Genomic DNA, 22,823 nt, shown 5'->3' with positions numbered 1-22,823 from the left:
CACACCCCGCCATTCATTAGTTAGGCGCACTATTGAGTTGGGCGTACGATGGGCCGCATGCCCGAGCTCAGCCGCCGCCACCGTCTGCTGGTGCTCGCGATCTGCTGCACCAGCCTCCTGATCGTGAGCCTGGACAACACCGTCCTGAACGTCGCCCTGCCCTCGATGCAGCGTGACCTGAACGCGAGCCTCGCCGGTCTGCAGTGGACCATCGACGCCTACACGCTGGTCCTGGCCGCGCTGCTGATGCTGGCCGGCTCCACCGCGGACCGGATCGGCCGCAAGCGGGTCTTCATGGCGGGCCTGGTCGTCTTCGCGATCGGCTCCCTGCTGTGCTCCCTCGCCCCGAACCTGGAATCACTGGTCGCCTTCCGGATGGTGCAGGCGGTCGGCGGCTCGATGCTCAACCCGGTCGCGATGTCGATCATCACCAACACGTTCACGGACCCGCGCGAGCGGGCGCGGGCGATCGGGATCTGGGGTGCGGTGGTGGGCATCTCGATGGCCGCCGGACCGATCATCGGCGGGCTGCTCGTGGAGTCGGTCGGCTGGCGCTCGATCTTCTGGATCAACCTGCCGGTCGGTCTGGCCGCGCTGCTGCTGACCTGGCGGTACGTCCCCGAGTCCCGCGCCCCGAAGGCCCGCCGCCCCGACCCCGTGGGGCAGCTCCTCGTGATCGCGCTGCTCGGCTCCCTCACCTACGCGATCATCGAGGCGCCGACGGCCCCGGTCGCCGAGACCCTGGCTCTCGGCGGTGTCGCGCTCGCCGCGCTCCTGGCCCTCCTGCGCTACGAGCCGCGCCGCGCCGAACCCCTCATCGACCTGCGCTTCTTCCATTCGGCGCCGTTCAGCGGGGCGACGGTGACAGCGGTCAGCGCGTTCGCCGCGCTCGGCGGCTTCCTCTTCCTGTCCACGCTGTACCTCCAGAACGTCCGCGGCCTCGACGCCCTGCACGCCGGGCTGTGGATGCTCCCGATGGCGCTGCTGTGCTTCGTCTCCGCGCCGATCGCCGGGCGGCTGGTCGGCAGCCGGGGGCCGCGTCTGCCCCTGCTGATCGCCGGCGTCGCGATGACCGCGAGCGGGGTGCTCTTCGCGGCGTTCGAGGCCGAGACCGGCAACGTCACCCTCGTCATCGGCTACGTCCTCTTCGGCCTCGGCTTCGGCTTCGTCAACGCGCCCATCACCAACACGGCCGTCTCCGGCATGCCGCGCGCGCAGGCCGGGGTCGCCGCGGCGGTCGCCTCCACCAGCCGCCAGATCGGCCAGACGCTGGGCGTCGCGGTGATAGGAGCGGTCCTGGCGGCGGGCATCGGCTCCTCCTCGTACGCCGACTCCTTCGTCACGGCCGCCCGCCCCGCCTGGTGGATCGTCGCGGCCTGCGGCTTCGCCGTCCTCGTCCTGGGCGCGCTCACCACAGGCACCTGGGCCCGCGAGACCGCCGCCCGCACGGCGAAGCGCCTGGAGTCCCCGGAGATGCGGGACGCGGAGTCGCTCCGCTCGTAGGGCAGGTGCGGGGGCGTTTCGCTGGTAGGGCGGGTGCGGGTGCGTCGTGGTTGCTCGCGCAGTTCCCCGCGCCCCTAAAGGCACTGGGCGCGCCCATGCTTTCAAGGAGCGCGGGGAACTGCGCGAGAAGCCCCACCGGGCCGCACCTTTCTCTGTTCCTCAAGACCGCACATGAGGTAACGCCTGGGACAACTCCTCGGTCCATCCCCCCTGTTGATGTTGGTCTTGCCGCACACTCCTCACGGACCGCACGCACCACACCACGGACCACACGGACTTCACGGTCGCGGAGCCGTGGAGGTGTCGGCTGGAGACGTCATGGCGCAGATCAACACGAGCAGGGTGAGCCGCTGGGACCAGCACGGCCGGGAGCACACCGTGCACGTCCGGCGCTCGGGCGTGCAGCGCACCCTCAGCTGCGACACCTGCGGCTGGCGCCAGGGCGCGCAGTTCCTGCCCTGGCTGAAGGCCGAGGAACACCTCGCCGAGGCCCATCAGGCGACGGTGGACCCGACAAGCTCGTGACCGCCGAAGCTCCCAGGCCTCCACAGGTCCTCGGGCCCCCGCCGTCAGGCCGGTCGATCGAGTTCCTCGGCGACCCGTTCCATCACGCCCCGCCAGTGCGCCCGTTGGCGTTCCCGCTCCTCGGGGCCCGCCATGCGCTCCTGGTGGAAGACGAGCACGGACCTGCCACCGCCGGCCGCCGAGACGGCGACCTGGACAGTCGTGTCGCCGTACGTCACCCGGATCCGGTCGCCGGGGCGGTATCCGCGCACCTCACCCGTGGCGCCCGCGTCGGTCTCGTATCCGGCACCGGGCTCGGGCGTGAGCCGCGCCCCGGCCCCGAGCCACAGCTCCAGCCCGCGCGGCCCGCTGATGAACTCCCAGACGGCGGCGGGTGACTGGGGCAGGGTGCGGGAGACACCGACCTGCCATCCGGCGTCCTTGGTGAGTCCGGTGGATCGAGCGGACATGAGGATCACCCTTTCTCTAGGACTTCTGCCGTACGCGATGGGCGCGGACCTTGTGGCGGTTGCCGCAGTGCTCCATCGAGCACCAGCGGCGGCGACCCGGGCGTGAGGTGTCGACGTAGAGGAGGTAACAGCGGTCGCCGGCGCACATCCGGATCCGCTGCGCGTACGGCCCGGTGAGGAGGTCGACGGCGTCGCGGGCGACGGTGGACAGGAGCTGCGCGCCGGTCGCCGTACCGGCGGCCCAGCCCCGGGTACCGTCCGGGCCGATCGCCGGGGCCAGCGGGGGCCGGGCCGCGGCCTCGTTGACGAGGTCGAGGTCGGCGGTGTCCGCCGGGGCGATGCCCAGCTCGGGGAGCCCGGCGCCGCCGACGACACGGGAGACGGCCGTACGGGTCAGCGCGTCGCGCAGCCGCCGGGCGTACGCGATGTCGTCCGCCGTGACGTGGAGGGCGGGGGGCGTCGGGGTGAGCCGGGACTGTTCGGCCCATTCGACCAGGTCAGCGGGGGTGTGCAGCACCTCGTGGCGGGTCAGGGCGCCGGGGCCGCCGGTGACGAGCAGCTCCAGACACAGGGCGCCCGGATCGAAGCGGTAGACCTTCCCGGAGTGAGACCGGAGCCGGATGCCGTACGCCGCCGACACTCCCGACACCCCCTGCGCAGCCGATGCCCTGGACGTCGAACCCATGTAACCAATATAACCGGTTACATGGCTACGACCACCGCACTGAACTGGAAACTGGTCATCGACACCCGGGACGCCCAGCCCCTGGCCGACTTCTGGGCCGCGGCGCTGGGCTACGAGGTGGAGGACCCGAGCACCCTGATCACCCACCTCCTCGCCACGGGCGACCTCCCGGAGGCGGCCGTGGCCGAGCACGACGGCCACCATGTCTTCCGCGGCTACGCCGCCGTCCGCCACCCCGACGACCCGTACGACCCCTTCACGGGCATCGGCAAGGGCCGCCGGCTGCTCTTCCAGGACGTGCCGGAACCCAAGACGGTCAAGAACCGCCTCCACATCGACGTCCACGCGGGCCCCGACGGCCTGGAGGCCCTGGCGACCCGCCTGGAGACCCTGGGCGCCACCCGTGTCGAGGAGTTCGACCGGGGCCCGGCGGGCCACTGGTGGGTCATGCGCGACCCGGAGGGCAACGAGTTCTGCGTGGCGTGACCCGCGCCGGTCGGGCGCCCCGGCCGGGAGACCGGCCTCAGCGGGCGCGCAGGCCCCGCACCAGCAGTTCCACGACCGCCTCGAACTGGGCCTCGATGTCCGGCTGGCGCCAGACGGGGGCGTAGGAGGGGTCGTGGAAGCGGGCCGTGGCCTGGAAGACGGCCCGGGCGGTGCCGGCCGGGTCGGTGGAGGCGAACTCCCCGGAGTCCACGCCGGAGCGGACGATCCGGGTCAACTGGTCGGTCAGGTCGGCGATATGGGCGCCGACCACCTCGCCGTTCTCCTCCGTGAGGACCTGGTACGTGGCGAACAGCTCGGGGTCGTCGCCCGCCTTGCGGCGCTTGGCCTCGAAGAGCGCGGCCAGCCAGGCGCGCAGCCGGCCCTCGGGATCGCGGTCCCCGGCGGCGAGGGCGGTCAGGGTGGCCGTCGTCCGGTCCAGCCAGCGCTTGGTCACCGCACCGCGCAGCACCGCCTTCGTCCGGAAGTGGCGGTAGACGCTGCCGTGGCTGACGCCGAGCGCGCGGGCCACGTCGACCACGGTGGCCTTGGCGGGCCCGTGGCGGCGCAGGACCTCCTCGGTCGCTTCGAGGATGCGCTCGGCGGTCAGGGTCTCGGACGTCGGTGACATGGAGGGAACCGTACCCGGCGGCGGGATCAGCGCTCGCTGTCGAGGTGCGCCAGCTGGGCGGCCGGGTAGCGGTCGCCGGCCGCCGCGTCCGCCGGGACGGCGCCCTCGATCGCCGCGAGGTCGTCGGCGTCGAGGCGCACCTCCAGCGCGCCCAGTGCCTCCGCGAGGCGGTCCCGGCGGCGGGCCCCGACGAGCGGGACGACGTCCTCGCCGCGCGAGAGCACCCAGGCGATCGCGATCTGGGCCACCGACGCCCCCTTCTGGTCGGCGATCTTCCGCAGGGCCTCGACGAGGTCCAGGTTGTGCCGGAGGTTCTCCCCCTGAAAGCGGGGCGAGAAGGCCCGGAAGTCGCCGGGCGCCAGCTGCCGGTCGTGGGTGAAGTGGCCGGAGATCAGCCCGCGGGAGAGGACGCCGTATGCCGTGACGGCGATGCCCAGTTCGCGCGTGGTCGGCAGGATCTCCCGCTCGATGCCGCGCGAGATGAGGGAGTACTCGATCTGGAGGTCCGCGATCGGGGCCGTGGCGGCGGCGCGGCGGATGGTCTCCGCGCCCACCTCGCTCAGGCCGATGTGGCGGACGTACCCCTTCTCGACCAGTTCGGCGATCGCGCCGACCGTCTCCTCGATCGGCACGTCGGGGTCGACCCGTGCGATCCGGTAGACGTCGATGTGGTCGGTGCCGAGGCGCTGGAGGGAGTAGGCGGCGAAGTTGCGCACGGCCGCCGGGCGGCCGTCGTAGCCGGACCAGCCGCCGTCCGCGTCGCGCAGCGCGCCGAACTTGACGCTGGTCAGGGCCTGCTCCCGGTGGGCCGCGGGCGCGGTGCGCAGGGCTTCGCCGATCAGCAGTTCGTTGTGGCCCATCCCGTAGAAGTCGCCGGTGTCCAGCAGGGTGACGCCGGCTTCGAGGGCCTCGTGGATGGTCGCGAGCGATTCGGTCCGGTCGGCGCCGCCGTACAGCGCGGACATGCCCATGCAGCCGAGGCCGAGGGCGGAGACCTGGGGGCCGGCGGATCCGAGGGGGCGGGTCTGCATCGTCGTCGTCATGGGCTCCACGATGACATGACAGCTGACAGATTTCAATATCTGTCAGCTGTCACCTGCCATTCGTTATTCGTTATTCGTCAGCCCCGCTCGTCCGTCAGCCCTGACGCAGCGGTATCGCCAGGTCCACCACCTGGCGGCCCTTCGGGAAGGCGCCCACCGAACTCGCCTTCCCCGTCAGCAGGTCGACGGCGAAGAGGCGCGACCCCGTCACCGCATACCCGGCGTTCACCCCGCTCCGCGCCGAGCTGTGGATGTCGAACCCGGTGTTCAGCGGGGCGTCCACGCCGAGCCCGCCCGTGGGGGCGAGGTTGCCCGCGTTGGCCGGGGACTGGAGGGAGATCCGGTCCTGGGCGGTGTCGAGGTCGAACAGGGTGGTCGCGGTGGCGGTGTCGAGGTCGTTGTTCGTGTACGCCGCCCCGGTCACCCCCCGCGCGGTGACGCCGGCCGTGGCGGGCGGGACCGGCGGGTCGGTGAGGGTGCCGTCGACGGCCGTGGTGCCGGCGGCCGGGGCGCCCTGGGGGTCGTCGAGGTTGTGGCGGAGGTTCTGGCCGGTGTCACTGATCACCCGCAGACGGTTGGCGGCGGGGTTGAAGTCGACGCCGTACGCCGTGCCTTGGAGGGCGACGGTGAGCTGGGAGACCTTGGTGGCCTTGGCGCCGGCCTCGCCGAGGGTGTAGACACCGCCCTTGTCGCCGACGCCGTACAGCTTGTTGTTCTGGACGCGGTAGTCGATGCCGACGAGCCGGGTGTCGCCCTTGAGACCGCGGACCCTGCCGAGCGGGACGACGGCACCCGGCTTGTCGACGCGGAAGACGACGAGCCGCTGGTCGGTGGTGAGCCCGACGGCCTTCAGACCGCCGGGCACCTTCGCCCCGCCGCCGAGGAGCCCGCCCTTGGACTCGACGTCGGCCCCGGTGCCGACGGAGTCGCCCGCCGAGCCCCACGCCGACGCCGACGCCGACGAACCGCTCGACGCCCCGGATCCGCCCGACGAACCCGATCCCCCCAGCGCGCCGGATCCGCCCAGTGCCCCGGTTCCGACGGCACCGACCGTGCCGATCGCCACCGCCATGGTCAGTACGCCGATGACCGCTTGCTTGCGCATGAACGCCCCCGTGAAGATGCGCGGCCCGCCCTCTGCGGGCCGTCTGCCCTCTCCTTCGGCGCGGGGAAGGGTGCGGATTGGTGCGTCTGTACGGAAATTCTCATAACGTTCCGGACATTCTCCCTGTCGCTCCGTTGGACACGGATCACCCCTTCTCGGACACTCTTGATTGTCGGGGCGCAGTCAACCCGGAGCGGCGCCTGCGCCACGGCCGCGCGATCACCTGCGCCGCCCCGAGGAGGGCGCCATGACCGTCCGTATCGCCACCTACAACGTCGAGAACCTGTTCCGACGCCCCGAGGTCTTCCGGTTCGCGGACGAGCAGGACCGGGAGAAGATCCTCCGGGACTTCAACACACTGGTGGACCTCCTCGACAAGGAGGTCTACTCGGAGGACGACAAGGCCCGGATCGCCGGGCTGGTCAAGGAACACCGCGCCTTCGACATCGATCCGGAGACCCGGGGGCCGATCTTCGTCAACCAGCTCAAGGGATCGGGCGCCAAGCTCTTCACCCAGAGCGGGAACCCGGACGACCCCGTCATCAAGGTCGTGGCCAAGGGCCGTACGAAATGGTCGGGTTGGGCCGAGCTGGTGCGCGGCGACCTCAGCCTGGAGTCCATCCGGAACACCGCGCGGGTGATCAAGGAGGTCGACGCCGACATCGTGGTCACGGTCGAGGTCGAGGACCGCCTCACCCTGGAGCGCTTCAACGAGCAGATCGTGGGCGGTCTCCCCGGCGGCAAGCCGTACCCGTTCAACATGCTGGTCGACGGCAACGACCGGCGCGGCATCGATGTGGGCATCCTCAGCCGGCACCCGATCACCTCCGTCCGCTCCCACATCTTCGACATGCGGAACGGCTCCACGGACCGGCTCTTCAGCCGGGACTGCCCCGAGTTCGAGATAGCGCTGGGCGGCACCCCGCTGTGGATCCTGGGCAACCACTTCAAGAGCCAGATAGGCGGCGGCGGGAGCCTGCGCCTGGACCAGGCACGGAGAGTGCGGGAGATCTACGAGGCCGCCCTGGACCGCTCGGACCGGGTGATCGTCGCCGGTGACCTCAACGACTCACCGACCAGCGACCCGATCAAGCACCTGCTCGCCGCCGGCCTCCAGGACGCGATGAGCCACCCCAGTTACGACGATGAACTCCCGGGCACCCACGGCACGGCGACCAACCCGAAGGACAAGATCGACTACCTGATGTTCTCGCCCGAGCTGTTCGACCGGGTGCGGAACGTGGAGGTGGAGCGCCGCGGGGTCTGGGCGCCGAACACCTTCCCGCACTTCGACACGGTGACGTCCCGCCTGACCCAGGCCTCCGACCACGCGGCCCTCTTCGCCGACCTGGACCTGTAACCGGCCCTGCGGAACGCCGAGTTCCCCGCGCCCGGAAGGGCCGAAGGCCCTCCAGGGGCGCGGGGAACTGCGCGACCAGCCACGAACGGCCCGCAGCCGCTCAATCACACCAGCGAGGCAACCCCTCAGGCGCCGACCAGCCGAGCCGCGAGGTAGCCCTCGATCTGGTCGAGAGACACCCGCTCCTGCTTCATCGAGTCGCGCTCGCGCACGGTCACCGCGTTGTCGTCGAGCGTGTCGAAGTCGACGGTCACGCAGTACGGCGTACCGATCTCGTCCTGGCGGCGGTAACGCCGCCCGATCGCACCCGCGTCGTCGAACTCGATGTTCCAGTTCTGCCGCAGCGCCGTCGCGAGCCCCTTCGCCTTCGGGGACAGCTCGGGGTTGCGGGACAGCGGGAGGACCGCCACCTTCACCGGGGCGATGCGGTGGTCGAGGCGCAGCACCGTGCGCTTCTCCAGCTTGCCCTTGGCGTTGGGGGCCTCGTCCTCGGTGTACGCGTCGAGCAGGAACGCCAGCATCGTGCGGCCGACACCGGCCGCCGGCTCGATGACGAACGGCGTGTAGCGCTCGCTCGCCTCCTGGTCGTAGTACGACAGGTCCTGGCCGGAGGCCTTGGAGTGCGCGCCGAGGTCGTAGTCGGTGCGGTTGGCGACGCCCTCCAGCTCACCCCACTCGCTGCCGCCGAACTGGAAGCGGTACTCGATGTCGGCGGTGCGCTTGGAGTAGTGGGAGAGCTTCTCCTGCGGGTGCTCGAACCACCGCATGTTCTCCTCGCGCAGACCCAGGCCGGTGTACCAGTTCCACCGCTCCTGCATCCAGTACTCCTGCCACTTCTCGTCCTCGCCCGGCTTGACGAAGAACTCCATCTCCATCTGCTCGAACTCGCGGGTGCGGAAGATGAAGTTGCCGGGCGTGATCTCGTTGCGGAAGGACTTGCCCATCTGCGCGATGCCGAACGGCGGCTTGCGGCGCGAAGTGGTCTGCACCTGGGCGAAGTTGGTGAAGATGCCCTGGGCGGTCTCGGGACGCAGGTAGGCGATGGAGCCGGTGTCCTGGGTGGGGCCGAGGTGGGTGGAGAGCAGACCCGAGAACTGCTTGGGCTCGGTGAACTGGCCCTTGTTGCCGCAGTTGGGGCAGTTGATGTCGGCCAGGCCGTTCGCCGGGGCGTAGCCCTTCTTCTCCTCGTAGCCCTCTTCCAGGTGGTCCGCGCGGTACCGCTTGTGGCACGCGGTGCACTCGGTGAGCGGGTCGGAGAAGGTGGCGACGTGGCCGGATGCCACCCAGACCTCGGAGGCCAGGATGACGGACGAGTCGATACCGACCACGTCCTCGCGCGACGTCACCATGTAGCGCCACCACTGACGCTTGATGTTCTCCTTGAGCTCGACACCCAGCGGTCCGTAGTCCCAGGCGGCGCGCTGGCCGCCGTAGATCTCGCTGCACGGGAATACGAAGCCACGGCGCTTGCTCAGGCTGACGATGGTGTCGATCTTGTCGGCGGCCACGGTGCTCTCTTCATTACGACGACGGGCGACGAAGCGATGCGCTCCTGGAGGAAGCGGACGCGCTTCAGAGCGAATGCTTCAGGTTACCGGCGGGGCGGCCCCTCGGATCAAATCGGTTCGGGGAAGGAGACGGCCGAGAGCGGACAAAGGCCTTACCTTGGGCTTACCACCAGGCTTGTTGACAATCGTTTCCAGACAAGATGAAAATGACTGTCATGAACGTAGTACGACGACGCCTTCTGATACCCGCGGCGGCGACCGCGGCCGCCGCCCTCGGCCTCACCACTCTCACGGCGTGCGGCGGCGACAGCGCCGCCGCGGGCAACACCGACAAGTTCGACGTCGTCGCGTCGTTCTACCCGATGGCCTTCCTCGCCGAGCAGATCGGCGGGAAGTACGTGAACGTCACCAGTCTGACCCAGCCCGGCCAGGAGCCGCACGACCTGGAGATCAGCGCCAAGCAGACGGCCGCGCTCCAGGAGTCGGACGCCGTGCTCTACCTCAAGGGCCTGCAGCCCTCCGTCGACGAGGCGGTCGCGCAGTCCGGCCACGAGACGAAGATCGACGCGGCCACGCTGACCGACATGGAGCACCACGGCAACGAGGTCGGCGGCCACTCGGCCGAGCACGACGACCACGAGAACGAGGAGCTGGAGGGCAAGGACCCGCACATCTGGCTCGACCCCGTGAAGTACGCCGAGGTCGCCAAGGGGGTCGGCGCCGCCCTCGAGAAGGCCGACCCGGACCACGCGGACACCTACAAGACCAACACCGAGGCCCTGGTCGAGAAGCTGGGCGCGCTCAACGACCAGTTCGTCAACGGGCTGAAGGACACGAGGACCAAGGTCTTCATCACCACCCACGCCGCCTTCGGCTACCTCGCCGAGCGCTACGGCCTCACCGAGGAGGCCATCTCCGGCCTCGACCCCGAGTCCGAGCCGAGTGCCGCCCGGGTGAAGGAACTTGAGAAGATGGCGAAGGCCGACGGCGTGACCACGGTGTTCTACGAGACACTGGTCAGCGACAAGACCGCGAAGACCATCGCCGCCGACGCGAACCTGAAGACCGACGTCCTCGACCCGATCGAGGGCATCACGGAGAAGTCGCGCGGCAAGGACTACTTCGCGGTCCAGGAAGCCAACCTCAAGGCCCTCCAGACGGCCCTGGGAGCCAAGTGACCTTGTTGATCATCCGGAGGCAGCAGGCATGACCGAGCCCGTCATCGCGTTGCGCGGCGTCCGCGCCGAACTGGGCTCGCGCACCGTCCTGCGCGGCATCGACCTCACCGTGCACCGCGGTGAGGTCGTCGCGCTGCTCGGCGCCAACGGCTCCGGGAAGTCCACCGCCGTGCGCACGGTGATCGGGCAGGTACCGGTCAGCGACGGCGAGATCGAGCTGTTCGGCACCCCCCGGCGCCGCTTCCGCGACTGGCGGCGCCTCGGGTACGTGCCGCAGCGCACCACGGCGGCCGGCGGTGTCCCGGCGACGGTGACGGAGATCGTGGCCTCGGGCAGGCTCTCCCGCGCCCGCTTCGGCATCCTGCGCGGAGTCGACCGCGCGGCGATCCGGCACGCCCTGGAGATGGTCGGCATGGCGGACCGCGCCAAGGACTCGGTGAACGCCCTCTCCGGCGGCCAGCACCAGCGCGTCCTCATCGCCCGCGCCCTCGCCTCGGAACCCGAACTCCTGATCATGGACGAGCCCATGGCGGGCGTCGACCTGGCCAGCCAGGAGGTGCTGGCCGCGACCCTGCGCGAGCAGGTCGCCAAGGGCACCACCGTGCTGCTGGTCCTCCATGAACTCGGCCCGCTGGAGCCGCTGATCGACCGCGCGGTCGTCCTGCGCGACGGCTGCGTCACCCACGACGGCCCGCCCCCGAAGGCGGTCGGCCAGCACGCGCTGCCCGGCCACGACCACGTCCACCCGCACGCGGCACCGGGCGCCGAGCCCGTCCGTACGGGCCTGCTGAGCTGAGAAGGCACCCACGATGGATTTCCTCGACTACGCCTTCATGCAGCGGGCCCTGCTCGCCGCCGTCCTCGTCGGCATCACCGCCCCCGCGATCGGCATCTACCTCGTCCAGCGCCGCCAGGCCCTCATGGGTGACGGCATCGGCCATGTCGCGATGACCGGCGTCGGCCTCGGCTTCATGCTCTCGTGGTCGCCGGTGTGGATGGCGACGCTGGTGTCCGTCGTGGGCGCCGTGCTGATGGAGCTGATCCGCTGGTACGGGAAGACACGCGGCGACATCGCGCTCGCCATGCTCTTCTACGGCGGCATGGCCGGCGGTGTGATGCTCATCAACCTCGCGCCCGGCGGTACCAACGCCAATCTGATGTCGTTCCTCTTCGGCTCGCTGTCGACCGTGTCACAGGAGGACATCACCGCGATCTGCGTGCTCGCCGCGTTCGTGATCGTGATGACGCTGGCGCTGCGCCGGCAGCTCTTCGCGGTCAGCCAGGACGAGGAGTTCGCCCGCGTCACCGGCCTGCCGGTGCGGGCGTTGAACCTGCTCACGGCGGTCACGGCGGCGGTGACCGTGACGGTCGCCATGCGCGTCGTCGGCCTGCTGCTGGTCTCCGCGCTGATGGTCGTCCCCGTCGCCGCCGCGCAGCAGCTCACCCGCAGTTTCGCGGCGACCTTCGCGATCGCCGTGGCCCTCGGGGTGTCCGTGACGATCGGCGGCACGATCACCTCGTACTACCAGGACGTGCCGCCCGGCGCGACGATCGTGCTGCTGGCCATCGCCGCGTTCATGGTGCTGACCGCACTGGCGACACCGCTGGCCAGGCGCCGTGCGAAGGCCTTGGAGACGGCCCTCGGGGACCCGGCGGAGTGCGGGGTCCCGACGGCCCGGGAGACCGCCGGGGCCGGGGCCGCGAAGGACACTGTTCCGGCCGCCCGGGGCTCCGCCCAGGGGTCCACCGGGTGACCGGCGGCTGAACGGGTCCGGCGAGGGCTGGCACAATGGCCCCCGCAAGACCGCTACGTGAGGAGGCAACGGTGACGACCGCCGGACCTGTACGAGGTCGTTCCACCCGGCAGCGGGCGGCCGTGGCCGCGGCACTGGACGAGGTCGACGAGTTCCGCAGCGCGCAGGAACTCCACGACATGCTCAAGCACAAGGGCGACTCGGTCGGGCTCACCACCGTGTACCGCACGTTGCAGTCCCTCGCCGACGCGGGAGAGGTCGATGTCCTGCGCACCTCCGACGGCGAGTCCGTGTACCGCCGCTGCTCCACCGGCGAGCACCACCACCACCTGGTCTGCCGGGTCTGCGGCAAGGCCGTGGAAGTGGAGGGCCCGGCGGTCGAGAAGTGGGCCGACGCGATCGCCGCGGAGCACGGCTTCGTGAACGTCGCCCACACCGTGGAGATCTTCGGCACCTGCGCGGAGTGCGCGGCGAAGACGTCGTAGCGCCCCTCGTCGCGCTCGTCCACGCCCGCGCCCGCTCTACAGCCGGGTCAGGCCCTCGCGGGCGAGGACGGCGCGGAGCCGGTCGGCGTCGGCCGGGGTCGCCAGGCCCCGCTTCGGCAGCACCGTGAGGCGAAGCGCGTGGGCGCCGCCGAAGAGGACGAAGGTGTGCGGGGTCTCCGCGTACCGGGACACCTGGGACCAGCGGGCCGGGCGCTCGGTGCCGTGGTCGTGCGCGACCGTCACGCCCCACGGGTCCAGCACGGCGCGGTGCAGCCCCAGGGCCGCCGCCCGCCGGTGCAGGAGGCGGGCCTGGAGCCGGGGCAGCAGGACGAGGGCGCCGAGCGCCGCCACCGGCATCACACAGGCCTGCGCGTCGGGCGTGGTCCCGAGGGCGAGCGCCACGGCCGTGACGAAGAGGCCCGCCCCGGCGCAGAACAGCAGCAGACCCTGTCCCCACCGGCCGGCGGCCGAGGCACGCGCGGACACCCGCACCGCCTCGCGGAAGTCCCCGACCGCCGCCCGGTACACCAGCTCGACGTTCTCCCCACCGGCCTCGGCCACGGGTCAGTCCTCCGTCCGGCCCTCCATCGCGGCCTCCATCGCGAGGAGCTCCTCGTTCGGGACGGCGCCGCCGAAGCGGCGGTCGCGGGAGGCGAACTCCATGCAGGCCCGCCACAGGTCACGGCGGTCGAAGTCGGGCCACAGCACGTCCTGGAAGACCATCTCGGCGTAGGCGCTCTGCCAGAGCAGGTAGTTGGAGGTGCGCTGTTCGCCGCTGGGACGCAGGAAGAGGTCGACGTCCGGCATGTCCGGGTAGTAGAGGTACTTCGCGAAGGTCTTCTCATTGACCTTGGAGGGGTCGAGGCGGCCCGCGCGGACGTCCTCGGCGAGGGCCTGCGCCGCGTCGGCGATCTCGGCCCGGCCGCCGTAGTTCATGCAGAAGTACAGGGTGAGCAGGTTGTTGTCCTTGGTCTGCTCCTGGGCGACCTGGAGTTCCTTGGCGACCGACTTCCACAGCTTCGGCATCCGGCCCACCCAGCGCACCCGGATGCCGAGTTCGTCGAGCTGGTCGCGGGTCTTGCGGATGAAGTCGCGGTTGAAGTTCATCAGGAAGCGGACCTCGTCGGGCGAGCGCTTCCAGTTCTCGGTGGAGAAGGCGTAGAGGGAGATGTTGCGCACGCCGATCTCGATCGAGCCCTGGAGGACGTCCAGGACGCGCTCGGCGCCGACCTTGTGGCCCTCGGTGCGCGGCAGCCCGCGCTCCTTGGCCCAGCGGCCGTTGCCGTCCATGACGATCGCCACGTGCTCGGGGACCAGCTCGCCGGGGAGCTTGGGCGCGCGGGCGCCGGACGGGTGCGGCGTCGGCGCCCTGTACTCGCGGCGCTGACGTCCCAGGAACCCGCGTACCACCATGTGCTTCTCGTCTCCTTAGTGGTGCCGGTGGATCGGTCGTGCCTACGACTTCTCCACGTACCGAAGGGAGCGCAGCCCGCGCTCCAGATGCCAGTGCAGATAGGCGGACACCAGTCCGCTGCCCTCCCGCACGTGCCGCGGCTCGCTCGCGTCCGCGGTCTCCCAGTCTCCCGTAAGGAGCGCGGCGAGCAGTTCCAGCGTCTGTGGCGAGGGTACGACGCTGCCGGGCACCCGGCAGTCCACGCAGACGGAGCCCCCGGCGGCGACCGAGAAGAACCGGTTCGGGCCGGGCATGCCGCACTTGGCGCAGTCGCTGAAGGTGGGGGCGTAGCCGTTGACGGCGAGAGAGCGCAGCAGGAACGCGTCGAGGACGAGGTGCGGGGCGTGCTCGCCGCGGGCGAGGGTGCGCAGCCCGCCGACGAGCAGCAGGTACTGCTGCACGGCGGGCTCGCCCTCGTGATCGGTGAACCGCTCGGCTGTCTCCAGCATGGCCGTCCCGGCGGTGTAGCGGGCGTAGTCGCTCACGATGCCGCCGCCGTACGGGGCGATGGTCTCGCTCTGGGTGCACAGGGGCAGACCGCGTCCGATCAACTCGCTGCCCCGCGCGAAGAACTGCACGTCGACGTGGGAGAAGGGTTCGAGCCGCGCCCCGAACTTCGACTTCGTCCGCCGCACCCCGCGCGCCACGGCCCGCACCCGCCCGTGCCCCCGGGTGAGCAGGGTGATGATCCGGTCCGCCTCACCCAGCTTCTGGGTGCGGAGCACGACCCCGTCGTCGCGGAAGAGACTCATCGCCCGCCCCCGGGGGCCTGCCGGGGGCACGGGGGCCGTCCCCCGGGAGACCGCGGCGTGATCCGGTCCGCTTCACCCGGCTTCCGGGTGCGCGGGACGACGGCGTCGTCGCGGAACAGGCTCATGCCGCCCATTCTCGCCTACGGCCGGCCCCCGGCGGGACCTCGGCCCACAGTCACGCCTTCAAGGGACCTCCCCCCGGCTGCGGGCGTTCTCGTAGGCGGTGGCGGCGCGCAGGCGTTCTATGGTCGTGGCGGCCCGTACGACCTCGGGGGCGCAGTCCCACTCCCTCCCGCCGCCGACCGGCCGCAGTTGGACGTAGGGCCCCTCGTGGCCCATGACGCGGCCGACCTTCCCGGTGCGGGTGTCGACGGCGTAGGTGCCGATCGCCGGCTTCCTCCCGTTCCCGCTCACCGCAGGGCCACCGCCGAAAGGACCGGTGACGGCAGAACAATTCCCGCTCTTTCGGCCGTCCGCCGCAATTCCTCCACCAATTCCTCCGCCTCTTCGGCGCGCCCGCCGAGTACCGTCCCCCGAGCCCTTCTCCACCTGCCCTCACGGTGCTCCCCCACCCCGTCGAATTTCACTCTTCGCATCTCCTCGATGACCTGCAGTGCCTAAACTCGGCGGGAGTCTGTCCCGTACAACTCCAGGTCGGCACAGAAGCGTTGGACCTTGACCGGCGGGCCCGGCCGAGCGGTATACAGAAGCCGTGCACGCGTCGCGCCCCGCCCACCCGACCGACCCCGCCGATCCCCTGACCGCCGTCACCGACCCGCCCCTGAGGCCCCTGCCGGAGCGGGCCGCCGCGCTGCTGCGGAGCCTCGGCGCGCCGCCCCGGCTCGCGGCGCATCTGCGGCTCGTGCACGACGTGGCGCACGAGCTGGCCGACTGGGTGGAGCGCCGCTGCCCGGAGCTGCCGTTCGAGCGCGCGGCCGTCCTCTTCGGCGCGGCCACGCACGACATCGGCAAGGTCGCCCACACCGGGGAGCTGTCGGGCCCGGGTTCCGCGCACGAGGAGGCGGGACGCCGGCTGCTGCTGGAGCACGGGGTCGAGCCGGAGTGGGCCAGGTTCGCGGGGACGCACGCCGCGTGGACGGAGCCGGGCACCGGGATCGAGGACCTGCTGGTCTCGCTGGCGGACAAGGTGTGGAAGAACAAGCGGGTGCGGGAGCTGGAGGACCTGGTGGTGGGCCGGCTGGCGGAGGCGAGCGGCAGGCCCGTCTGGGAGGAGTTCCTCGCCCTCGACGACCTCCTCGAACCGCTCGGCGCCGGCGCGGACCACCGGCTCGCCTTCCAGGCGTCGTACCCCGTGCACCCGTAGGCCCGTGCTCCCGACGGCCACGGACGGTTCTCACAGCATCGTCACAGGTGGTCCTCACCTACGTGGGGAATCTCCGCGTCGTCCACCTAAGATTCCCTTCGGTTGCCCCGTTTTCCGACAAGTCCGCGGCGCATCACGCGTCCTGGGAAACCACACGCCGTACATGAGCGTCGAACGGTGCGTGAGCAACCGCTGTCCCGGCGGTCCGACAGCACGGAAGATGGGGACCCGTGGAGCTGGAATTCCGACTGCTCGGCCCGGTCGAGGCATGGCACGGTGACAGACCCCTGCGGCTGGGCGGCCCGAAACCGCGCGCGCTGCTGGCCGTGCTGCTGCTGCGGGCCGGACAGGTGGTGCCCGCCGACGCGCTCGTGGACGTGATCTGGGGGGACGAACCCCCGGACACCGCGCGGGCGCTGGTGCAGACGTATGTGTCGGCGCTGCGCCGGGCGCTGCCGCCCGGGGCGGCGGACGCGATCGAGACCAGGCCACCGGGATACGTGCTGCGGCCCGGGGTCGGCCGGGTCGACCTGACGGAGTTCGAGGCCCGCACGGCCGACGGGCGGCGGGCCGCCGCCGAGGGCGACCACGCGGAGGCCGCGCGGCTGCTGCGCCGGGCGCTGGAGCTGTGGCGCGGCCCGGCGCTCGGCGGCGTCGGGGAGGCGCTGCGGGGCGAGGCCGGACGGCTGGAGGAGGCCCGGCAGGCGGCCCTGGAGGAACGCATCGCCGCCGAACTGGAGGCCGGCGGGCACGAGGCGGAGCTGGTCACCGAACTGACCGCGCTGGTGGGCGAGCACCCGGCCCGGGAGAGGCCGCGCGGGCAGCTGATGCTGGGCCTGTACCGGCTCGGGCGGCAGGCCGAGGCGCTGGCCGTCTACGCGGAGGGCCGGGCGGTGCTCGCCGAGGAGCTGGGGCTGGACCCGGGCCCGGAGCTGAACCGTCTGTACGAGGCCATCCTGCGGGCCGACCCCGCCCTGCTGGCCACCACCACCCCCGCTCCCGCTCCCGCTCCCGCTCCCCGGCCGGTGTCGCTCCTGCCGCCCGCCATCGGCGACTTCACCGGCCGGGAGGAGGAGCTGGCGCGGGTCGTCGAGGGGCTGACCGGCGCGCGGGAGGCGATGCCCGTCGTCGTGGTCTCCGGGGCCGCCGGGGTCGGCAAGTCCGCGCTCGCCGTGCAGGCCGCGCACCGGGTCGCCGACGAGTACCCCGACGGGCAGCTCTACGCCGAACTCCACGGCTTCAGCGAGCCCGTGCCGCCCGCCGAGGTCCTCGGCCGGCTGCTGCGGGCGCTCGGCGCGGACCCGCCGGAGGACACTGCCGAGCGCGGCGACCTGTTCCGCAGCCTGGTCGCCGGGCGGCGGATGCTGCTGGTCCTGGACGACGCGAACGGCGAGGCCCAGGTACGGCCGCTGCTGCCGGGCAGCGCCAGCTGCGGGGTGCTGGTGACCTCACGGGCCCGGCTCGGCGGGCTCGTCGGGGCCCGGCGCACCGACCTGGACGTCCTGGACGACGCCCGCGGCCTCGAACTGCTCACCCGGGTCACCGGCCCCGACCGCACCCCGGACGACCCGCTCGAACAGGCCGCGGCCCGCCGGATCGTCGAGCTGTGCGGCGGGCTGCCGCTGGCGCTGCGGATCGCCGGGGCCCGGCTGGCCACCCGGCGGCACTGGACGCCCAGCGTGCTCGCCGAGCGCCTCGCGGACGAACACCGCCGCCTCGACGAGCTGTCCGTGGGCGACCTGGAGGTCCGGGCCGGTCTCGGCCTCAGCTACCAGGCCCTCGACGTGTGTGCCCGGCGCGTCCTGCGCCGTGTCGCCACCCTCGGCTCGGCCGATGTCGCCGTATGGGCGGTCGCCGCGCTCTCCGGCACCTCGGAGGACGAGGCCGAGGAGATCCTCGAACGCCTCCTGGACGCCCAGTTGATCACCTGTCCCGGCCGGGACCAGGTGGGCCAGCCCCGCTACCGCCTGCACGACCTGGTCCGCGTCTACGCGGCCGAACGCGCGGAGACCGAGGACCCGTCCGACGACCGCACGGCGGCGGTGGGCAGGGCACTGAGCGCGGGCCTGTGGCTGATGGACAGGGTGACGGAGAAGTCCCCGTCGGGCGCGGTCACTTTGCGACAGGGCTTCACCCCCAAGGGGCGCGGGGAACTGCGCGAACAACCACACACAACCGAAAACCGCGACACAGCAGAACCCCCCACCCCGGTGGGCGCCCGAACCACCCATCGCGCCCTCACCGACCCCTTCGCCTGGTTCGACGCCGAAGCCGACACCCTCACCACCGCGGTCGAACGGGCGGCAGCCCTCGGCCTGCACACCCTCGCCTGCGAAGCGGCAGCGGCGTTGTGCTCCTCCTCGTTCGCCATCAAGAACCGCTTCGACGCCTGGTGGCGCAGCCACGACGCGGCCCTCGCGGCGGCCCGCCGCGCCGAGGACCGCTCGGGCGAGGCCCTGCTGATCATCGGCCTGGGACAGCTCCGCTACGAACAGGACCGCATCGCCGAGTCGCAGGAGTACTTCCGCACCGCCGAGCGCGTCTGCACCGAACTCGGCGACGTGCGCGGCCGCTCCGCCGCCCTCGCGGGCCTCGGCAGCGCCTGCCGCGAGGTCGGCGAGCTGCGGGACGCGGAACGGGCGTTGACCGACGCCGCCGACGGCTTCCGGCGGATCGGCGACGACACCGGGGTCGGCGTCGCCTGCCGGTACGGCGGCTCCGTACGCCTCGAACTCGGCGACCAGCAGGGCGCGTTCCCGCTGCTGGACGAGTCGCTGCGGGCCTACCGGCGGCTCGGCAGCCGGCGCGGCGAGGCGCTGGCTCTGCGCACGCTCAGCCTGGTGCACCGCTCGCTCGGCGCGTACGAGGAGGCCGCTCGCGTGGCCGAGCAGGCGCTGGAGATCCTGCGCGACCTCGGCGACCCGCACATGGCGGCGTACGCCCTGCGGGCCCGCGCCAAGGCCCGGATGCGGCTGGGGCACGTCCGGGAGGCGGAGACGGCACTGCACGAGATCCTGGAGGTCTGCCGGACCCACGAGGACCGCTTCGGCGAGGCGCTGACGCTGCGCACGCTGGGCGAGTGCGCGCTGGCCGGCGGCCGGCTGACGGACGCGGAGGGGCTGCTGACCGCCTCCGCCGCGCTTTGGGGCGTCCTCGCGCTGCCCCTGCCCCGGGCCCGTGCCCTGCGTGATCTGTCGGTGGTCCGGGCCGCGCTCGGGGACCGGGACGGGGCGCGGGCGCTGCGGGCCGAGGCCATGGCGGTGTTCGACGCCTGCGAAGCGCGCGAGCGGCACGAGCCGTGGCCGTGGGTCCGCTCCCCCTGACGTCCCGTGCCGGAGGCGCGTTCCGGCCGGTCGCGCAGGCCGAAACCCGCTTGCGGCCGACTTGCAGAGAACTTCCAGCGGAGTGCGCCATTCTCGTTGTTCTCGGGGGAACAACGGATCGGCCGGGCGACCACCGCCCGGCCGGTCGGCCCACCGGAGCGCACAGGGGACGGACCGGTGGGAACGTGACAACAGTGGGATCGCACGCGCAGGACGGGCTGGGGGGACGCCCGGAGCCAGACCACGAACCACCACTCAAGGGGGGAAGCCCCCGGGGAGGGACATCAGGGGATCAAGTCCCTCCCCGGGGTGCTGCCACACACCCCGACGCATCGCACCTCCCGTCCGGTGGAAGACGACGCATGCCTTCGATCATCCTCATGAGCGACCCCGAGGTCGCCGGTGTCCCGGTCCAGGAGTGCGGTGAGCCCCTCGTCGATCTGAGGGAGCTGCCCTTCGTGGTGGTCGACTCCCGTCAGGCCGACCCCGAGGGGGCGTACGCGCATCTGCGCGAGGGCGTCGCCTGGCGCCTCGCGCGCGCCGCCCGGCTGCTGCCGGACGGGCTGCGGCTGCTGGTCACCGAGGGGTACCGGCCGCTGGAACTGCAGATCGAGTACTTCGAGCGGTACGCCGCCGAGCTGCGGCTCGCCAACCCGGACTGGTCGGAGGAGTACCTGCACGTCCAGACCAGCCGTTCCCTCTCGCCGCCGGAGATCGGGCCGCATGTCGCAGGCGCCGCGGTCGACCTCACCCTGTGCACGGCCGCCGGGGAGGAGCTCGACATGGGCACGCGTCTGGACGCCAGCCCCGAGGAGAGCGACGACGCCTGCTACACCGACGCGCCCAACATCTCCGAGACCGCCCGCCGCAACCGGCGCACGCTCTCCGCGGCGCTCACCACGGCCGGGCTGGTCAACTACCCCACCGAGTGGTGGCACTGGTCGTACGGGGACCGGTACTGGGCGCTGATGACGGGCGCACCGAACGCGTTGTACGGCCCGGCGAGCACTGGGCCCTAGCCGCGTCCGCCGCCTCACCGGCCCGGTGGGCGAGCCGGGCTCCCGGCCCCGTCACCCCTACCCGTCCCATCCCTGAGGGCTGCACCCCGTCCTCCGTGCCGCCTCGGCGGCAAACCCCGTAGCGGGGGTCAGGGGCAGCACCCTGTGGATGGGGCGGGCAGGGGTGACGGGGCCGGGACCGCCGGCCTCAGCGGACCTTCTCCAGACCGGCGTGCACCGTCTGCTCGGAGCCGTCGACCTTGGCACCCGTGTAGGCGAAGTCCAGCGTGCCGTCCGGCATCGGGGTGAGGGTGATCCGGCCGCCCTTCACACAGTTGCCGGACTCGATGTACTCGCCGAGGGAGAGGGCCTCGCTGACCGCGTCCACCGCCCACAGGGTGAGGTCGCCCTGGCAGCGGGAGCCCTGCATCTCGTAGTGGACCTCGCCGATGTCCTCGGTGACGGCGCCCCCGGTCAGTTCCAGCCGCACGCGGTAGGAGTCGGTCGAGTCGCCGTTCGAGCCGCTGTCGGACTCCGTGGCGATCCCCACCCAGGTTCCGGCCAGCTCCGGCGGCAGCCCCACCGACCGGATGACGGGCTGCGTGGGGGTGGGCGTGGGGGTGGGCGTGGGTGCGGGTTCGGGCGCCGAGGGCGGCGTCGATATCGCGGAAGGGGTGGGGGTGGGGGTGGCGATCGGGGTGGGTGACTGCGCGGGCGCCGACGTCCGGCCGGACGAGGGCGCCGCCTCGGGCCCGCTCTTCTCGGTGTCGGCGCTCATCAGCCCCGCCGTGACGGTCGCCGCCGCGGTGATGACGGCCGCGACGATGATCCCGACGGTGTGCCATCGGGAGTCGGACGGGGAGGGTGGCGTGGGCGGAGAAGGGGGTGTCGTCACTGACGGCCTCGGAGGTGGGTTCGACGGGCGTGTTCCGGCCGGGTCGCCGGGCGTGTTCCGGCCGGATCGGCGGAGTGATCTCCCGCCTCATGGTGCCGCCCTGACTCACCTCATGGACCACTTTCCTCGGATTACCTGCCGAATATCGGGAAGAGGCCATGAAGAAACGATTTACCGGTCCTGCCCCGGTCGCCCCACGACGTTCAGCCGAATCTCCGTACGTACCGCCGCTGCCACGGCGTCTCCACCGCGTGCCGGTCGTAGTGCCGCCGTACGTACGCCACGGCCTCCCCCGGCGGTACGCCGTCGAGGACCGCGAGACAGGCCAGCGCCGTGCCGGTGCGGCCCCGGCCGCCGCCGCACGCGAGTTCGACCCGGTCGACGGCCGCCCGTTCCCAGACCTCGCGCAGCACCCCGGCCGCCTCCGCCCGGTCGCCGGGCAGCCGGAAGTCGGGCCAGCGCAGCCAGCGGGACTGCCAGGGGACGCCGGGCGGTTCCTTGCCCAGGAGGTAGACGGCGTAGGTGGGGACGGGGCCGTCGGGGAGCGGCCGGCGCAGCCCCCGGCCGCGCACCAGCCGCCCGGAGGGCAGCCGCAGCACACCGGCGCCGGCGGGGTCCCACGGCTCGGTCGAGGAGCGCTCCATGGCCTAGCCCACCCCCCGCGAGGCCTGCGCCGCCCTCGCCTCGATGCCCCGGAAGTGGTCGGACATCGCCCGCTGGGCGCCCTCGTCGTCGCGGGCGCGGAGCGCGGCCACGATGTCCCGGTGGCGGCGGACCGTCAGCTCGGGGGTGGGGTCGTCGGGTTCGCCCGCCTTCCCGGCCGCCTCCAGCCGGTCGACGACGGCTTCCAGGGCGTCCGGTTCGTCGTCCGTGAGGGTGCCCGCGACCCGTCGCACGAGGCCGTCCTCCAGGATCTCGCGGACCTGGAGGATCTCGGCGAGGGCGGCGGTGTCGCCGTCGGGCCGGGCCAGGGTGCGGAAGGTCAGGCCGTCGACGAAGGGGGTGAGGGAGGCCTCGCCGGCATAGGTGCCGTAGCCGTGCCGGATGTCGACTGTGTCGAGGGCCTGGAGGGCCTTGGGTGCCTCGCGGACGGAGTCGCGGCTGACGCCGAGGTCCTCCATCAGCTCCGTCTCGGTGGGCGGCGGCGCCCCCGCCTGGAGCCTGCGGTCGAGGACGAGCTGGATGACCTCGTGCTGGCTCTGGCTGCTCACCCGCCGCTCGAACCGACGCCTGCCGACGCTCTCCTGAGACATGCGACGCATCGTACGCTCGCCGGACATCCGACGTCCCACCTCCGAACGCAAACCGCGTGGACCGGCCAGGGGAACGCCAGGTCAACGCCCCGTGATCAGCCCGGGAAACCCTCACC

Annotated in this window: 24 protein-coding genes; 11 read left to right on the top strand and 13 right to left on the bottom strand. The window is 72.1% G+C overall.

The annotated features are described in order from the left end of the window. Positions 1–57: 57 nt before the first annotated feature. Both HW837_RS24815 and HW837_RS24810 read left to right on the top strand, forming a co-directional pair. Positions 58–1,503 carry an MFS transporter gene (locus HW837_RS24815; protein WP_045557745.1) on the top strand — a complete coding sequence of 482 codons (1,446 nt, stop codon included), beginning with the start codon at positions 58–60 and terminating at the stop codon, positions 1,501–1,503. A gap of 318 nt (positions 1,504–1,821) precedes the next feature. After that, the gene (locus HW837_RS24810) at positions 1,822–2,028 is read left to right on the top strand and encodes a hypothetical protein (protein WP_045557446.1); all 207 of its coding nucleotides are present in this window, start codon (positions 1,822–1,824) and stop codon (positions 2,026–2,028) included. A 44-nt stretch (positions 2,029–2,072) separates the two neighbouring features. Here HW837_RS24810 and HW837_RS24805 read toward each other — a convergent pair whose 3' ends face one another. Together HW837_RS24805 and HW837_RS24800 are read right to left on the bottom strand one after the other, a co-directional pair. Then, positions 2,073–2,477, bottom strand: a complete 405-nt coding sequence (locus tag HW837_RS24805; RefSeq protein ID WP_045557746.1) for an SRPBCC family protein — start codon at positions 2,475–2,477, stop codon at positions 2,073–2,075. Between the two features lie 16 nt (positions 2,478–2,493). Next, positions 2,494–3,162 (bottom strand): CGNR zinc finger domain-containing protein, encoded by a 669-nt coding sequence (locus HW837_RS24800; protein ID WP_045557447.1) that lies wholly within the window; start codon positions 3,160–3,162, stop codon positions 2,494–2,496. A gap of 21 nt (positions 3,163–3,183) precedes the next feature. Between HW837_RS24800 and HW837_RS24795 the strand changes: the two genes are divergently transcribed. Further along, a complete protein-coding gene (locus HW837_RS24795; RefSeq protein ID WP_045557448.1) occupies positions 3,184–3,648 on the top strand; it encodes a VOC family protein in 465 nt (154 codons plus the stop codon). Positions 3,649–3,685: 37 nt separating this feature from the next. Here HW837_RS24795 and HW837_RS24790 read toward each other — a convergent pair whose 3' ends face one another. The 3 genes from HW837_RS24790 to HW837_RS24780 all read right to left on the bottom strand — a co-directional run bounded on the left by HW837_RS24790 (position 3,686) and on the right by HW837_RS24780 (position 6,424). Further along, a complete protein-coding gene (locus tag HW837_RS24790) occupies positions 3,686–4,276 on the bottom strand; it encodes a TetR/AcrR family transcriptional regulator (RefSeq protein WP_045557449.1) in 591 nt (196 codons plus the stop codon). A 26-nt stretch (positions 4,277–4,302) separates the two neighbouring features. Continuing rightward, entirely contained in the window at positions 4,303–5,307 is a 1,005-nt protein-coding gene (locus tag HW837_RS24785) for an aldo/keto reductase (RefSeq protein ID WP_193380107.1), read from the bottom strand. Positions 5,308–5,413: 106 nt separating this feature from the next. Next, positions 5,414–6,424: a DUF4394 domain-containing protein gene (locus HW837_RS24780; protein ID WP_193380074.1), complete on the bottom strand. Its 1,011-nt coding sequence runs from the start codon at positions 6,422–6,424 to the stop codon at positions 5,414–5,416. Positions 6,425–6,671: 247 nt separating this feature from the next. Here HW837_RS24780 and HW837_RS24775 point away from each other — a divergent pair, with 247 nt between their 5' ends. Next, entirely contained in the window at positions 6,672–7,784 is a 1,113-nt protein-coding gene (locus tag HW837_RS24775; RefSeq protein ID WP_193380075.1) for an endonuclease/exonuclease/phosphatase family protein, read from the top strand. A gap of 125 nt (positions 7,785–7,909) precedes the next feature. Here HW837_RS24775 and HW837_RS24770 read toward each other — a convergent pair whose 3' ends face one another. Then, the gene (locus HW837_RS24770) at positions 7,910–9,292 is read right to left on the bottom strand and encodes a glycine--tRNA ligase (RefSeq protein WP_045557452.1); all 1,383 of its coding nucleotides are present in this window, start codon (positions 9,290–9,292) and stop codon (positions 7,910–7,912) included. A gap of 215 nt (positions 9,293–9,507) precedes the next feature. Between HW837_RS24770 and HW837_RS24765 the strand changes: the two genes are divergently transcribed. The 4 genes from HW837_RS24765 to HW837_RS24750 all read left to right on the top strand — a co-directional run bounded on the left by HW837_RS24765 (position 9,508) and on the right by HW837_RS24750 (position 12,709). Further along, entirely contained in the window at positions 9,508–10,470 is a 963-nt protein-coding gene (locus tag HW837_RS24765; protein ID WP_045557453.1) for a metal ABC transporter substrate-binding protein, read from the top strand. A 28-nt stretch (positions 10,471–10,498) separates the two neighbouring features. After that, a complete protein-coding gene (locus HW837_RS24760; protein ID WP_193380076.1) occupies positions 10,499–11,266 on the top strand; it encodes a metal ABC transporter ATP-binding protein in 768 nt (255 codons plus the stop codon). Between the two features lie 13 nt (positions 11,267–11,279). Next, positions 11,280–12,224 (top strand): metal ABC transporter permease, encoded by a 945-nt coding sequence (locus HW837_RS24755; protein ID WP_045557455.1) that lies wholly within the window; start codon positions 11,280–11,282, stop codon positions 12,222–12,224. Positions 12,225–12,295: 71 nt separating this feature from the next. Next, positions 12,296–12,709, top strand: a complete 414-nt coding sequence (locus HW837_RS24750; RefSeq protein WP_045557456.1) for a Fur family transcriptional regulator — start codon at positions 12,296–12,298, stop codon at positions 12,707–12,709. 36 nt (positions 12,710–12,745) lie between these two features. Here the strand turns inward: HW837_RS24750 and HW837_RS24745 are convergent, their stop codons facing one another. From HW837_RS24745 to HW837_RS24730, 4 genes are all read right to left on the bottom strand, one after another. Beyond that, complete coding sequence (locus HW837_RS24745) at positions 12,746–13,270, bottom strand: YcxB family protein (RefSeq protein WP_193380077.1); 525 nt, start codon at positions 13,268–13,270, stop codon at positions 12,746–12,748. A 3-nt stretch (positions 13,271–13,273) separates the two neighbouring features. After that, the gene (locus HW837_RS24740; protein ID WP_193380078.1) at positions 13,274–14,122 is read right to left on the bottom strand and encodes an isoprenyl transferase; all 849 of its coding nucleotides are present in this window, start codon (positions 14,120–14,122) and stop codon (positions 13,274–13,276) included. A 42-nt stretch (positions 14,123–14,164) separates the two neighbouring features. Beyond that, the gene (recO, locus tag HW837_RS24735) at positions 14,165–14,914 is read right to left on the bottom strand and encodes a DNA repair protein RecO (RefSeq protein ID WP_045557459.1); all 750 of its coding nucleotides are present in this window, start codon (positions 14,912–14,914) and stop codon (positions 14,165–14,167) included. A 183-nt stretch (positions 14,915–15,097) separates the two neighbouring features. Next, positions 15,098–15,328, bottom strand: coding sequence for a hypothetical protein (locus HW837_RS24730; protein ID WP_045557460.1), 231 nt, complete (start codon positions 15,326–15,328; stop codon positions 15,098–15,100). A gap of 298 nt (positions 15,329–15,626) precedes the next feature. Between HW837_RS24730 and HW837_RS24725 the strand changes: the two genes are divergently transcribed. From HW837_RS24725 to HW837_RS24715, 3 genes are all read left to right on the top strand, one after another. Then, positions 15,627–16,238, top strand: coding sequence for an HD domain-containing protein (locus tag HW837_RS24725; protein WP_234442504.1), 612 nt, complete (start codon positions 15,627–15,629; stop codon positions 16,236–16,238). A gap of 230 nt (positions 16,239–16,468) precedes the next feature. After that, positions 16,469–19,561, top strand: coding sequence for an AfsR/SARP family transcriptional regulator (locus HW837_RS24720; RefSeq protein ID WP_193380079.1), 3,093 nt, complete (start codon positions 16,469–16,471; stop codon positions 19,559–19,561). Between the two features lie 362 nt (positions 19,562–19,923). Beyond that, a complete protein-coding gene (locus HW837_RS24715) occupies positions 19,924–20,580 on the top strand; it encodes a M15 family metallopeptidase (protein WP_045557462.1) in 657 nt (218 codons plus the stop codon). Between the two features lie 187 nt (positions 20,581–20,767). On the opposite strand, the gene HW837_RS24710 is transcribed toward HW837_RS24715, so the two are convergent. The 3 genes from HW837_RS24710 to HW837_RS24700 all read right to left on the bottom strand — a co-directional run bounded on the left by HW837_RS24710 (position 20,768) and on the right by HW837_RS24700 (position 22,716). Continuing rightward, entirely contained in the window at positions 20,768–21,454 is a 687-nt protein-coding gene (locus HW837_RS24710) for a hypothetical protein (RefSeq protein WP_193380080.1), read from the bottom strand. A gap of 203 nt (positions 21,455–21,657) precedes the next feature. Then, positions 21,658–22,098, bottom strand: coding sequence for a protein-tyrosine phosphatase family protein (locus HW837_RS24705; RefSeq protein ID WP_045557464.1), 441 nt, complete (start codon positions 22,096–22,098; stop codon positions 21,658–21,660). A 3-nt stretch (positions 22,099–22,101) separates the two neighbouring features. Beyond that, on the bottom strand, positions 22,102–22,716 hold the full coding sequence (locus HW837_RS24700; RefSeq protein ID WP_234442505.1) for a FadR/GntR family transcriptional regulator: 615 nt from the start codon (positions 22,714–22,716) through the stop codon (positions 22,102–22,104). Between the last annotated feature and the right edge of the window lie 107 nt (positions 22,717–22,823).

The organism is Streptomyces caniscabiei, from assembly GCF_014930365.1.
Classification (GTDB): Bacteria; Actinomycetota; Actinomycetes; order Streptomycetales; family Streptomycetaceae; genus Streptomyces; species Streptomyces caniscabiei.
Note: the sequence above shows the minus strand (reverse complement) of the source record. Positions and strands in the feature narration are given on the sequence as shown.

Coding starts and splice junctions, on each gene's coding strand:
- HW837_RS24790 (WP_045557449.1), bottom strand. CDS start 4,276: ATGTCACCGACGTCCGAGACCCTGACCGCCGAGCGCATCCTCGAAGCG.
- HW837_RS24800 (WP_045557447.1), bottom strand. CDS start 3,162: ATGGGTTCGACGTCCAGGGCATCGGCTGCGCAGGGGGTGTCGGGAGTG.
- HW837_RS24815 (WP_045557745.1), top strand. CDS start 58: ATGCCCGAGCTCAGCCGCCGCCACCGTCTGCTGGTGCTCGCGATCTGC.
- HW837_RS24810 (WP_045557446.1), top strand. CDS start 1,822: ATGGCGCAGATCAACACGAGCAGGGTGAGCCGCTGGGACCAGCACGGC.
- HW837_RS24795 (WP_045557448.1), top strand. CDS start 3,184: ATGGCTACGACCACCGCACTGAACTGGAAACTGGTCATCGACACCCGG.
- HW837_RS24700 (WP_234442505.1), bottom strand. CDS start 22,716: ATGCGTCGCATGTCTCAGGAGAGCGTCGGCAGGCGTCGGTTCGAGCGG.
- HW837_RS24805 (WP_045557746.1), bottom strand. CDS start 2,477: ATGTCCGCTCGATCCACCGGACTCACCAAGGACGCCGGATGGCAGGTC.
- HW837_RS24715 (WP_045557462.1), top strand. CDS start 19,924: ATGCCTTCGATCATCCTCATGAGCGACCCCGAGGTCGCCGGTGTCCCG.
- HW837_RS24705 (WP_045557464.1), bottom strand. CDS start 22,098: ATGGAGCGCTCCTCGACCGAGCCGTGGGACCCCGCCGGCGCCGGTGTG.
- HW837_RS24780 (WP_193380074.1), bottom strand. CDS start 6,424: ATGCGCAAGCAAGCGGTCATCGGCGTACTGACCATGGCGGTGGCGATC.
- recO (WP_045557459.1), bottom strand. CDS start 14,914: ATGAGTCTCTTCCGCGACGACGGGGTCGTGCTCCGCACCCAGAAGCTG.
- HW837_RS24775 (WP_193380075.1), top strand. CDS start 6,672: ATGACCGTCCGTATCGCCACCTACAACGTCGAGAACCTGTTCCGACGC.
- HW837_RS24765 (WP_045557453.1), top strand. CDS start 9,508: ATGAACGTAGTACGACGACGCCTTCTGATACCCGCGGCGGCGACCGCG.
- HW837_RS24740 (WP_193380078.1), bottom strand. CDS start 14,122: ATGGTGGTACGCGGGTTCCTGGGACGTCAGCGCCGCGAGTACAGGGCG.
- HW837_RS24760 (WP_193380076.1), top strand. CDS start 10,499: ATGACCGAGCCCGTCATCGCGTTGCGCGGCGTCCGCGCCGAACTGGGC.
- HW837_RS24755 (WP_045557455.1), top strand. CDS start 11,280: ATGGATTTCCTCGACTACGCCTTCATGCAGCGGGCCCTGCTCGCCGCC.
- HW837_RS24785 (WP_193380107.1), bottom strand. CDS start 5,307: ATGCAGACCCGCCCCCTCGGATCCGCCGGCCCCCAGGTCTCCGCCCTC.